General features: G+C 72.0%; 11 protein-coding genes. 9 read left to right on the top strand and 2 right to left on the bottom strand.

The features are described 5' to 3' along the window. The first annotated feature begins 45 nt into the window (after positions 1-45). The 8 genes from tatC to IE274_RS29335 all read left to right on the top strand — a co-directional run bounded on the left by tatC (position 46) and on the right by IE274_RS29335 (position 9971). Positions 46-993, top strand: a complete 948-nt coding sequence (tatC, locus tag IE274_RS29370; protein WP_482715408.1) for a twin-arginine translocase subunit TatC — start codon at positions 46-48, stop codon at positions 991-993. Between the two features lie 83 nt (positions 994-1076). After that, entirely contained in the window at positions 1077-1967 is an 891-nt protein-coding gene (locus tag IE274_RS29365; RefSeq protein WP_190118952.1) for a diacylglycerol kinase, read from the top strand. Positions 1968-2079: 112 nt separating this feature from the next. Beyond that, a complete protein-coding gene (locus tag IE274_RS29360) occupies positions 2080-4890 on the top strand; it encodes a DEAD/DEAH box helicase (protein WP_190118951.1) in 2811 nt (936 codons plus the stop codon). A gap of 444 nt (positions 4891-5334) precedes the next feature. Then, a complete protein-coding gene (locus tag IE274_RS29355; RefSeq protein WP_190118950.1) occupies positions 5335-6966 on the top strand; it encodes an ATP-binding protein in 1632 nt (543 codons plus the stop codon). Continuing rightward, the gene (locus tag IE274_RS29350; protein WP_190118949.1) at positions 6963-7370 is read left to right on the top strand and encodes a roadblock/LC7 domain-containing protein; all 408 of its coding nucleotides are present in this window, start codon (positions 6963-6965) and stop codon (positions 7368-7370) included. Before IE274_RS29355 ends, IE274_RS29350 begins: the two co-directional genes overlap by 4 nt. After that, positions 7367-7777 (top strand): DUF742 domain-containing protein, encoded by a 411-nt coding sequence (locus IE274_RS29345; RefSeq protein WP_190118948.1) that lies wholly within the window; start codon positions 7367-7369, stop codon positions 7775-7777. The genes IE274_RS29350 and IE274_RS29345 overlap by 4 nt, the downstream gene beginning before the upstream one ends. Then, positions 7758-8387: a GTP-binding protein gene (locus IE274_RS29340; RefSeq protein WP_190118947.1), complete on the top strand. Its 630-nt coding sequence runs from the start codon at positions 7758-7760 to the stop codon at positions 8385-8387. The genes IE274_RS29345 and IE274_RS29340 overlap by 20 nt, the downstream gene beginning before the upstream one ends. 72 nt (positions 8388-8459) lie before the next feature. After that, on the top strand, positions 8460-9971 hold the full coding sequence (locus IE274_RS29335) for a cytochrome P450 (protein ID WP_190118946.1): 1512 nt from the start codon (positions 8460-8462) through the stop codon (positions 9969-9971). A gap of 9 nt (positions 9972-9980) precedes the next feature. Here the strand turns inward: IE274_RS29335 and IE274_RS29330 are convergent, their stop codons facing one another. Beyond that, positions 9981-10940 carry a pseudouridine synthase gene (locus IE274_RS29330; RefSeq protein WP_229909891.1) on the bottom strand — a complete coding sequence of 320 codons (960 nt, stop codon included), beginning with the start codon at positions 10938-10940 and terminating at the stop codon, positions 9981-9983. Between the two features lie 98 nt (positions 10941-11038). Between IE274_RS29330 and IE274_RS29325 the strand changes: the two genes are divergently transcribed. After that, positions 11039-11638: a GNAT family N-acetyltransferase gene (locus IE274_RS29325; protein ID WP_190118944.1), complete on the top strand. Its 600-nt coding sequence runs from the start codon at positions 11039-11041 to the stop codon at positions 11636-11638. A 202-nt stretch (positions 11639-11840) separates the two neighbouring features. Here the strand turns inward: IE274_RS29325 and IE274_RS29320 are convergent, their stop codons facing one another. Next, positions 11841-12680 (bottom strand): siderophore-interacting protein, encoded by an 840-nt coding sequence (locus tag IE274_RS29320; RefSeq protein WP_190118943.1) that lies wholly within the window; start codon positions 12678-12680, stop codon positions 11841-11843. Positions 12681-12682: the final 2 nt, after the last annotated feature.

The raw sequence follows: 12682 nt of genomic DNA, 5'->3' as shown, positions 1-12682 counted from the left end.
GGCCGGCTGCCACCGCCGGCCTGCCGCACGAGATGAGGACGTGGGTTGCTCAAGTCTGCCCGCAAGAAGGAGAGGGACCCCGAGGGGCGGATGCCTCTCGCGGACCATCTGCGCGAGCTCCGCAACCGGCTCGCGAAGGGGATGCTGGCGATCACGATCGTCGCGATCGTCGCCGCGTTCTACAGCGAGCAACTCATGGAGTTCCTCGCCGACCCCGTGCCCCGCTGCAAGGAGGGCATGTCGACGACCGGCGGTGAGTGCGCCACCGTCGCGTACACGGATCTCCTCTCGCCCTTCACCACGACGGTGAAGGTGTCCCTCATGGCGGGCATCATCGGCGCCAGCCCGATCTGGCTCTATCAGCTCTGGGCCTTCGTCGCGCCCGGACTGCACAAGAGCGAGCGCAAGTACACCTACGCCTTCGTGTCCGCGGCCGTGCCGCTGTTCTTCGGCGGCGCCTGGCTGGCATACGTGATCATGCCCGTCAGCATCCGGGTGCTCCTCGGCATCACGCCCGAGGGCTCCGAGAACATCCTGCCGATGGACAAGATCCTCGACTTCAGCGTCAGGATGGTCCTGGTCTTCGGCGCCTCCTTCGAACTGCCGCTGCTGCTCGTCATGCTCAACATGACCGGCATGGTCACCGGCCGCCGCATGCTCGGCTGGTGGCGCGGCGTCGTCATGGGCGTCTTCGTGTTCGGCGCGGTGGCGACCCCCACGACCGACCCCGTCGGCATGCTCGCCCTCGCCGGACCCATCGTGGTCCTGTACTTCCTCGCCGTCGGCTTCTCGGTCCTGAACGACAAACGCCGCCGCCGCGCCGACCCCGACGCGGAACTCGACGACGACGAGGCCTCCGACCTCGACCTCACCCCCGAGCCGATCAACGGGAACCCGCCCGTCCCCGCCGCCAAGGCGCTCCCCGAGCAGACCGACAGCAGCGGCGCCGAGGGCCGCACCTCCCGGTACAACGGCTACGACGACGTCACCTGACAGGCACGACGACGCCACTCGGGCGCCGGGGCGCCGAGCCCCACGACTGGTTGCGGCGGCGGACCGCTGTGTAGGGTCCGCCCGTGACCAGCGAGATCACCCTCTTCGTCAATCCCACCGCGGGCCGCGGCCGGGGCGCGCACGCCGCGCAGCCCGCCGCGGCCGCCCTGCGCGCGGCCGGATTCTCCGTACGGACCGTCATCGGCGAGGACGCCGGGGACGCGCTGCGCCGGGCCAGGACCGCCGTCGACGGCGGCACCGGAGCCCTGATAGCCGTCGGCGGCGACGGCATGGCGAGCCTCGCCCTCCAGGCCGTCGCCGGGACTCGCACCCCGCTCGGGGTGATCGCCGTGGGCACCGGCAACGACTTCGCGCGCGCCCTCGGCCTGCCTGTGCGGGAACCCGCCGCCGCGGGCGCCCTCGTCGCCGCGGCCCTGAAGGAGGAGCGGATCCGGGATGTCGACCTCGGACGGGTCGGCGCGACCTGGTTCGGGACGGTGCTCGCCTCCGGGTTCGACTCACGGGTCAACGACCGGGGCAACCGCATGCGCTGGCCCACCGGACGGTTCAAGTACGACCTCGCCATGCTCGCCGAACTGGCCGCGTTCAAGCCGGTGCCGTACCGCGTCGTCCTGGACGACGGCGACGTCCACGAGGTCGACGCGACGCTGGTCGCGATCGGCAACGGGTCGTCGTACGGCGGCGGCATGCGGATCTGCGCCGGGGCCGACATGAGCGACGGGCTCTTCGACGTCACGGTCGTCGGCGACTGCAGCCGCAGCACGCTCCTGAAGGTCTTTCCGCGGGTCTACAAGGGCACGCACCTGGACCACCCGAAGGTCACCGCGCACCGGGCCGCGAAGGTGCGGATCGAGGCGGCGGGGACCACCGGGTACGCGGACGGGGAGCGCCTGGGGGAGCTGCCGCTGACCGCCACCTGCGTGCCGGGGGCGGTGCGCGTCCTCGGGCCGTGACCGCTTCCCGCACCGGGGGGCGCACGCGGCGCACGCCCGCCACCTGCGGATTCCCCCCGGTCCCGATAATGATCGTCCGTTGTCAGTGGTGGCCGGTAGGCTCGAAAGCACGATGACAGAGGACCTCTCACCGGCCGAGCGGTATGCGGCGGCGCGTCAGCGTGCCGCCGAGCAGGCCACCGCACTCGCGCCCTTCCGCGAGATGTACGAATTCGGCCTCGACCCCTTCCAGATCGAGGCGTGCCAGGCGCTCGAAGCCGGCAAGGGCGTGCTCGTGGCCGCCCCCACGGGCTCCGGCAAGACGATCGTCGGCGAGTTCGCCGTGCACCTCGCCCTCCAGCAGGGCAAGAAGTGTTTCTACACCACGCCGATCAAGGCGCTCTCCAACCAGAAGTACGCGGACCTCGCCAAGCGGTACGGCGCGGACCAGGTCGGCCTGCTCACGGGCGACAACAGCGTCAACTCCGAGGCACCGGTGGTCGTGATGACCACCGAGGTCCTGCGGAACATGCTGTACGCGGGCTCCCAGTCCCTGCGCGGCCTCGGCTACGTGGTGATGGACGAGGTGCACTACCTCTCCGACCGCTTCCGCGGCGCCGTCTGGGAGGAAGTGATCATTCACCTTCCGGAGTCGGTCACCCTGGTGTCGCTCTCGGCCACCGTCTCGAACGCGGAGGAGTTCGGGGACTGGCTCGACACGGTCCGCGGTGACACCGAAGTGATCGTTTCCGAGCACCGCCCCGTGCCGCTGTTCCAGCACGTGCTCGCGGGCCGCCGGATGTACGACCTCTTCGAGGAGGGCGAGGGCCAGCGCAAGGCGGTCAACCCGGACCTGACCCGGATGGCCCGCCTGGAGGCCAGCCGGTCGTACAACCCGCGGGACCGCCGCAAGGGCAAGATGGTCCGTGAGGCCGACCGCGAGCGGGAGCGCAGATCGCGGTCGCGGATCTGGACACCCGCCCGCCCCGAGGTCATCGAGCGCCTGGACGCCGAAGGGCTGCTGCCCGCCATCACGTTCATCTTCAGCCGCGCGGGCTGCGAGGCCGCCGTGCAGCAGTGTCTGTACGCGGGACTGCGGCTGAACGACGACGACGCGCGGCTGCGGGTGCGTGAACTCGTCGAGGAGCGCACCGAGTCCATCCCGAACGAGGACCTGCACGTCCTCGGGTACTACGAGTGGCTGGAGGGCCTGGAGCGCGGCATCGCCGCCCACCACGCGGGCATGCTGCCGACCTTCAAGGAGGTCGTGGAGGAACTGTTCGTCCGCGGCCTGGTGAAGGCAGTGTTCGCCACCGAGACCCTCGCGCTCGGCATCAACATGCCCGCGCGCAGCGTGGTCCTGGAGAAGCTCGTGAAGTGGAACGGCGAACAGCACGCCGACATCACCCCGGGGGAGTACACCCAGCTCACCGGTCGCGCGGGCCGTCGCGGCATCGACGTCGAGGGCCATGCGGTCGTCCTGTGGCAGCGCGCCATGAGCCCCGAGCACCTGGCGGGCCTCGCGGGCACGCGTACGTACCCGCTGCGCTCCAGCTTCAAGCCGTCGTACAACATGGCGGTGAACCTGGTCGAGCAGTTCGGGCGGCACCGCTCGCGCGAGCTCCTTGAGACGTCCTTCGCGCAGTTCCAGGCCGACAAGTCGGTCGTCGGGATCTCCCGGCAGGTGCAGAAGAACGAAGAAGGCCTAGAGGGCTATCACGCCTCGATGACCTGCCACCTCGGCGACTTCGAGGAGTACGCGCGGCTGCGCCGCGAGCTCAAGGACCGCGAGAACGACCTGGCCAAGCAGGGCGCCAACCAGCGCAGGGCCGCCGCCGCGGCCGCCCTGGAGAAGCTCAAGCCGGGCGACGTGATCCACGTGCCGACCGGGAAGTACGCGGGCCTCGCGCTCGTGCTCGACCCGGGGCTGCCCGCGGGCCGGGCCAACGGGCACCGCGGCTTCGAGCACCAGGACGGGCCGCGGCCGCTGGTGCTCACCGCCGAGCGGCAGGTCAAGCGGCTCGCGTCGATGGACTTCCCGGTGCCCGTCGAGGCCGTGGAGCGGATGCGCATCCCGAAGTCGTTCAACGCGCGCTCCCCGCAGTCGCGCCGCGACCTCGCCACCGCGCTGCGCACCAAGGCCGGGCACCTCGTGCCCGAGCGGCACCGCAAGGGCCGCGCGGCCGCCGCCGACGACCACGAGATCACCCGGCTGCGCGCCGAGCTGCGCGCGCACCCGTGCCACGGCTGCGACGAGCGCGAGGACCACGCCCGCTGGGCCGAGCGGTACTACCGACTGCGGCGCGACACCCAGCAGTTGGAGCGGCGCATCGAGGGCCGCACCAACACCATCGCCCGCACCTTCGACCGCATCGTCGCGCTGCTCACCGAGCTCGACTATCTGCGCGGCGACGAGGTCACCGAACACGGCAAGCGCCTCGCCCGGCTGTACGGTGAGCTGGACCTGCTGGCCAGCGAATGCCTGCGCGCCCGGGTCTGGGAGGGGCTCGGCCCTGCCGAACTGGCCGCGTGCGTCTCGGCGTTGGTGTACGAGGCCCGGGTCAGCGACGACGCGCTCGCGCCGAAGCTGCCCTCCGGCGGGGCCAAGGCGGCGCTCGGCGAGATGGTCCGCATCTGGGGCCGGCTCGACGCCCTGGAGGAGGAGTTCAAGATCAACCAGGCCGAGGGCGTCGGGCAGCGCGAGCCCGACCTCGGCTTCGCCTGGGCGGCGTACATGTGGGCGAGCGGCAAGGGCCTGGACGAGGTGCTGCGCGAGGCGGAGATGCCGGCCGGTGACTTCGTGCGCTGGTGCAAGCAGGTCATCGACGTGCTCGGGCAGATCTCGGCGGCGGCGCCGCGCGAGGGCAGCACGGTCGGGAAGAACGCGCGCAAGGCGGTGGAGGAACTGCTGCGCGGTGTGGTGGCGTACAGCTCCGTCGGCTGACGTACATCAGCTCTGGGGCGGCCCCTGCCGGGTGAAACCGGTGGGGGCCTTCTTCGTGCCCGCGCCGTCGTTGGCGCCCGGTGCGCGCCCCCGAATCGTCACCGCACGCAGCGTTCCGGTCGCCATGCGTGCAAATGGAGCAGAGTGTATGCCTCTCGGCGGGCGCTCGCAGAGGGTTGCCGAATATGACTCCAGCGTGATGCGAGCGGACTAAGCTCGCCCGAAGCGCGGCGAGTTGAACGAGTTGCGACAGATTCGCGCGCTTGTTCCCGGATATTCGAAAGTTCGTTTTCTCGCGCGGGGCCGAACCCGGCGGAAGACGCATCAATACCCCGCATCCCTTCGGCACCCCCACATCAATCACATGCATCCCATGCGCAACCGAAGTCACCCCCGTACCGTTCCCCAACTTCCTCCCCCACGACGAGTGTTCAGAGGGCATACATGGTGAGTGTTCAATCGCCTCCCGGTGGCCGAGAAGTCCCTTACGCACGCGTGCTGTTGCTGCCGGCCATGGTGATGGCGGCGGCGACGGGAGCCGCCGTCGCCGCGGTGACCGAGCCGGCCCGGATCGCGGTCGGCTGGTGCGGCGCCGTCGCCACGCTCATGGTCGTCGCCGTCGGCGCCGAGGCGGCGCGCCGCGGCCGCGTCATCCGCGACCTGCACCGGAGCCACGCGAAACAGACCGCCCACCTCCAGCGCCGCATCGAGACCCACGACGAGGACACCATCCGTCTTGGCCGCGAGCTGCTGCCGGAGACCCTCTACCGGGTCCGGCAGGGCGAGGCGCCCTCGGAGGTCATCCGGCACGTCATCGACGGCGACGAGACCAACCGCCGCCTGCCGCAGGCCCAGCGCATCCTGCTGCGCCACATCCTCGACACCCTCGACCGCGAAGAGGAGATGCGCGAGAACTCCCAGCGCGCCTTCGTCAACATCGCGCGGCGCGTGCAGTCCATCGTTCACCAGCAGGCCGCCGAACTGCGCGACATGGAGGAGTTCCACGGCCGCAACCCCGAGGTCTTCGACGACCTGCTGCGCATCGACCACGGCACGGCCCTCATCGGCCGCCTCGCCGACTCGATCACCGTGCTCGGCGGCGCCCGCCCGGGACGCCAGTGGCCCAAGCCCGTACCGCTGTTCAGCGTGTTGCGCGGCGCCATGTCCCGGATCCTGGAGTACCAGCGCGTCGATCTGCACTCCATCGCCAAGGTCGCCATCCACGGCACCAAGGTGGAGCCGCTGATCCACGCCTGCGCCGAACTGCTCGACAACGCCACCCGCTACTCGCCGCCGCAGACCCGGGTGCACGTCACCGCGGTCGAGGTGCAGACCGGTATCGCCGTGGAGATCGAGGACGGCGGCGTCAGCCTCAGCGAGGAGGCCCGCGGCCGCGCCGAGCGGATGCTGGAGAAGGCCCAGCAGGGCATGGACCTCAACGACCTCGGCGAGACGCCCCGCCTGGGCATGGCCGTCGTCGGCCGGCTCTCGCAGATGTACAACCTCCAGGTGTCGCTCAGGCAGTCCGCGTACGGCGGCGTGCGCGCCGTCCTCATCGTGCCGCGCGAGATGATCACCACCGGGGCCGCGCCGGGGCTCGCGCACGGCATCGGCGCCTCCGCCGTGCCGCGGGTGAACGCCGACGGCACGATCATCGAAGAGGCCCGCGACATCCGCCGCAAGAAGCCGCGCAAGGTCACCACGGTGCCCCGCCCCTCCATGCCGCTCACGGTGTCCATGGAGGACGAGATCCCCGAGGTCACCGAGTGGACGGCCAACGGCCTTCCACAGCGCAGAAGTCGCGTCAAGATGTCGCTCGGCGAGCGCTACGCGCAGGAGGCCGAGGCCCAGCGCCGCGCCGAGGCGGCCATGGCCGCCGCCCCGCCGCCGCCTCCGCCGCCCGCCCCGCGGGAGGAGAAGGAACCCGGTCTGTGGATCGAGGCCTTCATGAAGGGCGTCAACGGCGACGACCCGACCGAGGGCGACCGCCCCGGCGACCCGGCGGCCCAGCGACAGGTCCGCGACGAGAACGACCACGGCAGCACCGACAACGCCGACGAGGGGGGCTGGAAGTGATCCAGCAGCGGGCCAATTTCGACTGGATGCTCAAGGAACTCGCCGACGGCGTCCACGGCACCCGGCAGATCGTGGTGCTCTCCGCCGACGGGCTGCGCATCGCGCGCCACGGCGGCGACCCGGACGCCGCCGATCGACTCGCGGCCGCCTGCGCGGGGCTGCAGAGCCTCGCCGCCGCCGTGGCCACCGAGATCCCGGAGAGCGACGGCAAGATGCGGATGGTCATCATCGAGGTCAACGGTGGCTACTTCTACATGATGGCCGCGGGAGCCGGGGCCTACCTCGCCGTGCTCGCCGAGGAGACCGTCGACGCCGGACTGATCGGCAACCGCATGCGGGACCTGGTGGTGCGCATCGGCGCGCACCTCACGAGCCCCCCGCGGCGAGACGGGCAGGCCGTATGACTCATCCGCTACACCCCCCGCAAGGCGATGAACCCGATGCCCGCTTCCAGGCGGAGGTGCCAGTCCGACGTGAACGCCGCAGCCCGGAGAACCCCGAGCGGCTGTACATCCTCACCGGCGAGGACTCCGAACGGGCACCGCTCGACCTGGTCACGCTGATCGTCGCCCAAGGCGATCCCTCCCCGACGGCACAGCCCGAACAGTCCGCCGTGGTGCGGCTGTGCGGGACGCCGCTGTCCGTCGCGGAGCTGTCGGCCTACATGGCCCTGCCGTTCAGCGTGGTGACCGTGGTCCTGACGGACATGCTCGCGGCGGACTTAGTGCTGGCGCGCGCCCCCATCGTGCGCTCCGCACTCCCCGACCGTTCCCTTCTCGAAGCGGTGATGCATGGACTTCAAAAGCTCTGACACGCTCACCTCCGGCGCGATCACCGGCCCCCGCGCGCAGGACGTCCTGCCCGCCACGGCCGCGGCCGCCGTGAAGGTCGTCATCGTGGGCGGGTTCGGAGTCGGCAAGACGACGATGGTGGGCTCGGTCAGCGAGATCCGTCCGCTGACCACCGAAGAGACCATGACGCAGGCCGGCATCGGCGTCGACGACAACTACGGCTCCGAGACCAAGACCGCCACGACCGTCGCCATGGACTTCGGCCGGATCAGCATCTCCGAAGAGCTGGTGCTCTATCTGTTCGGCACCCCGGGCCAGGAGCGGTTCTGGTTCCTGTGGAACGGCCTCTTCGAAGGAGCGCTCGGTGCCGTCGTTCTCATCGACACCCGTCGCCTGCAGGTCAGCTTCGACGTGATCGGACGCCTGGAGGAGAAGGGCGTGCCGTTCATCATCGCCGTCAACGACTTCCCGGACGCGCCCCGGCACCCGATGGACACCCTGCGCCGGGCGCTCGACCTGGAGCAGGGCGTGCCGATCGTGCACTGCGACGCCCGGCACCGGGTCTCCAGCAGAGACACGCTGCTGACGCTCATGCGCTATCTGCACTCCCTCTCCGCGACCAAGACCTGAGCCCACCCCCCGTACCGCACCCGCCCGGAACCCGCACCACCCCGGAACCTTCACGACCCCGGAGCCACCACCGTGACGACCCCCTCCCGGCACTCTCCCCACTCCGCATCGAGCACCGGCACCGATCCCGCCGCCGCCCCGCCCCCCGGCTGCCCCGCCCACCAGTCCTCCAGCCTCGGCCGCGACGGACTGCGTCGCCTGTACGGCCCCGAGGCCGACCAGGACCTCGCGGGCGTGTACGAGAAGCTGCGCGCCGAACACGGCCCGGTGGCCCCGGCGCTGATCCACAACGACGTACGCCTCTGGGCGGTGCTCGGCCACAGCGAGAACCTGCACATGATCCGTACGCCGTCGCAGTACACCCGCGACTCCCGGCAGTGGACCGCCGTCAAGGACGGCACCGCGGGCCCGGACAACCCGCTCGCGCCCGTGTTCACCTGGCAGCCGATGGCCACCTTCGCCGAGGGCGCCGAGCACCAGCGGCTGCGCGGGGCCGTCACCGGCGCCATGGCGGGCCTCGACCACCGCGGCATCCGCCGCCACATCAACCGCTACAGCAACAAACTCCTCAACGACATCTGCGAGACCGGCCGCGCCGACCTGGTGAGCCAGTTCGCCGAGCAGCTGCCGATGATGGTGATGCTGCACGTCCTCGGCATGCCCGAGGACTACAGCGAGCGCATGGTGCAGGCGGCCCGCGACATGATCAAGGGCACCGCGACTGCCATCGAGAGCAACGCGTACGTGATGGAGGCCCTCACCCGCCACTGCGTGCGCCGCCGCGCCCAGCCCGAGGAGGACTTCACCAGCGCCCTCATCGCCCAGCCCGCGCAGCTCACCGACGACGAGGTCGCCGCCCATCTGCGTCTGGTGCTGATCGCGGCGTACGAGGCCACGGCGAACCTCATCGCGAACGTGCTGCGCGTGGTGCTGACCGACCCGCGGTTCCGCGCCCAGCTCAGCGGCGGTCAGATGACCGTGCCCGAGGCGGTCGAGCAGTCGCTGTGGGACGAGCCGCCGTTCAGTGCGATGTGCGGCTACTTCGCCAAGCAGGACACCCAGCTCGGCGGCCAGCAGATCAAGCAGGGTGACGGCCTGCTCTTCGGCATCCAGCCGGGCAATGTCGACCCCGTCGTACGCCCCGACCTGTCCGCGAACATGCAGGGCAACCGCTCCCACCTCGCGTTCGGCGGCGGGCCGCACGAGTGCCCCGGCCAGGACATCGGCCGCGCCATCGCCGACACCGGCGTGGACGCGCTGCTCATGCGGCTGCCCGATGTGGAACTCTCCGTGGACGAGCGGGAGTTGAGCTGGCGGTCGTCGATCCTTTCGCGGCATCTGGTGGACCTGCCGGTGCAGTTCGGCAAACGGCCGCCGCAGGACGTCAAGGCCCGGCCCATGTCGCACGTGCCGACGCCGCGCAAGCACTGGGAGGTGACGTCCCCGGCGCCGCTGCCCCTCGAAACACCGGCCGCCCCGCCGCAGCCGGTTGTGCCCGCCGCCCCGGCCGCGGAGCCGTCGGCCGCGCCGGTCCGGCGCAAGGGCGCGTGGCGCCGCCTCCTGGAGTGGTGGCGGGGCTACTGAGCCCGCGGCTCACCGGTCCTGTGCCGGCCCGGCCCACGCGTCGTACGCGGACCAGGCTCCCAGGGAGCGCCCGCTCTCGAAGCGGCGGGCGGCGCCCGTCACGGGATCGGTGAACTCCAGGACACGGGCCAGGAGTTGCAGGGGGCGCCGGAAGTCGTCCGGCGCCACCGGCGGGCGCACCTCGGGGTAGAGCGGGTCGCCCAGGAGCGGCAGGCCGAGGGCGTTCATGTGGACGCGGAGCTGGTGGGTGCGGCCGGTGTGCGGGAGCAGCCGGTAGCGGCCGAGGCGGCCGTCGTGCTCGATGAGTTCGACGCGGCTCTCGCTGTTCGGTTCGGCGCCGGGCACCTCATAGGCGGCGAGGACGCCCCGCTCCTTGACGATGTGGCTGCGGACGGTGCGGGGCAGCTCCACTGCGGGGTCGTACGCGGCCACGGCCTCGTACTCCTTGTGCACCCGGCGGTCGCTGAACAGGGTCTGGTAGGCGCCGCGTTCCGTGGGTCGCACGGTGAACAGGAGCAGCCCGGCGGTGAGCCGGTCCAGGCGGTGGGCGGCGCCGAGCGCCGGGATGCCGAGGCCGGCGCGCAGCCGGGCCAGGGCGGTCTGGGTGATGTGGCTGCCGCGCGGCATGGTGGCGAGGAAGTGCGGCTTGTCGGCGACGACGATGTGCTCGTCGCGGTACACGACGTCGATGCTGTCCGCCACCCGCGGCTCGTCCGGCAGGTCGCGGTGGAACCACAGGTACGTGCCCGGGGCGTAGGGCGCGTCCGGCGCCACCGGGCCGCCGTCGGCGCCGACGACCCGGCCGTCGCGCAGCATCGCGTCGATGACGCCGGGCGGCGCCGAGAGCCGGTCCACGAGATGGTCCCGCACGGTCGTCCAGGTCACGCCGTCCGGCAGCCGGACCCGCACGGGGTCGACGCCGTCGCGCTGCGGCAGGGGAGCGGGCGGGGTGCGGCGTCTGCGGGTCACACCGGGCAAGCGTACGGGGCGCGGTGGCGCCGGGGCGGCCGTGCGCCCGCCGCGGAAAATCGCTGTCCTGTCCGGCGGCCGCGCTGCACGATGACGGCATGCCTTACAAGATCCCGAACGTGGTGGAGCACGGCACCTTCGCGGGCCAGGAGCAGCCGACCCTGCCCGCCGACGGCGGCCTGCGCCTGCGTCCCTGGGCGCTCACCGACGCGCCCGCCGTGTACGAGGCGTTCCAGGACCCGGCGCTGCAGCGGTGGCACGCGCGCGTGGCCGACTCCGAGGACGAGGCCCGCGAGTGGATCGGGGGCTGGATCGCGGACTGGACCGAGGAGCGCACCGCCACCTGGGCGGTCGTGGACACGGCCACCGACGAGGTGGCGGGCCGGGTCGCGCTGCGCGAGGTGACCTTCGCCGACGGCCAGGCGGAGCTGGCGTACTGGACGCTGCCCCGCGCCCGGGGCCGGGGCGTCGCACCCCGCGCGGTGACCGCCCTGTCCGCCTGGGCGCTGGACGTGGTCGGCCTGCACCGCCTCGAACTCACCCACGCCACGGCCAACGAGGCCTCCTGCCGGGTGGCCCTCAAGACGGGCTTCGCGGTGGAGGGCACGATGCGGAGCGCCGTGCTGCATGAGGACGGCTGGCACGACATGCATCTGCACGCGCGGATCAGGGGGGACGGGCAGGCGGCGGCCGGGTGACGGGAGCCCGTACGGCGGGCCGGGGGCTCGTGCGGGTGGGTTCGCCCGGAGCGGGGTGCGCGTCCGCGGGCGGTTGTCCCCGGCCGGGGTGCACGCGGAAGGGCGGCCACCCCCGCTCGGGGTGGCCGCCCTCGTCCGGCGTCGCGCAACGGCACCGCCCAGGGCGGGCGCCGTGCACCGGAACCGCGTGCCGGCGCGGTTCCTACGCCGCCGTCTGCTCCTGCTCCGCCTCCACCTGCGCGTTCCACTCCGGCTTCGAGGCCTGCCAGCCGTCCTCGTTGTGGCCGAGGCGCCAGTAGCCGGAGACGGAGAGGCGTTCGCGGGGGACCTGGTGGTCGACGCGCAGGAGGCGGCGGAGCTCCTTGACGAAGCCCGCCTCGCCGTGGACGAAGGCCTGGACGTCGCCGGCGGGGAAGTCGAGGGCGCGGACCGCCTCGACCAGGGCCTGGCCGACGGGGCGGTCGCCGCGGTGCAGCCAGACGACCTCGGCGTGCGTGTCGATGGGCTGCTGCTCCTCGGGGCCCTCGACCTCCACGAAGGCGCGCACGTCGGCGCCCTCGGGCAGGGACTCCAGGGCGGCGGCGATGGCGGGCAGGGCGCTCTCGTCACCGGCGATCAGGTGCCAGTCGGCGGTCGGGTCCGGGGCGTACCCGCCGCCGGGGCCGAGCATGCGGACCGTATCGCCCGGCCGGGCGCCGCGCGCCCACGGCCCGGCGAGGCCCTCGTCGCCGTGGATGACGAAGTCGAGGGCGAGCTCGCGGGCCTTGGGGTCCCACCAGCGCACCGTGTACGTACGGGTCACCGGCCACTGCTCCCGCGGCAGTTCCTCGCGGATCCGCTGGATGTCGAAGGGCTCGGGGTACGTCACGCCGTCGGGCGCGAAGAGCAGTTTCACGTAGTGGTCCGTGCAGTCCCCGGCCGTGAACTCCGCCAGGCCCTCGCCGCCGACGACCACGCGCCGCATGTGTGGTGTCAGCTGCTCGGTGCGCACGACCTGCGCGATGTGGGGCTTCGGAGTCCTGCGTGCGGGTCGCTCTGCCATGG

It is taken from the genome of Streptomyces flavofungini (assembly GCF_014650815.1).
Lineage (GTDB): Bacteria > Actinomycetota > Actinomycetes > Streptomycetales > Streptomycetaceae > Streptomyces > Streptomyces flavofungini.
This window is presented reverse-complemented; position numbering and strand designations above follow the sequence as displayed.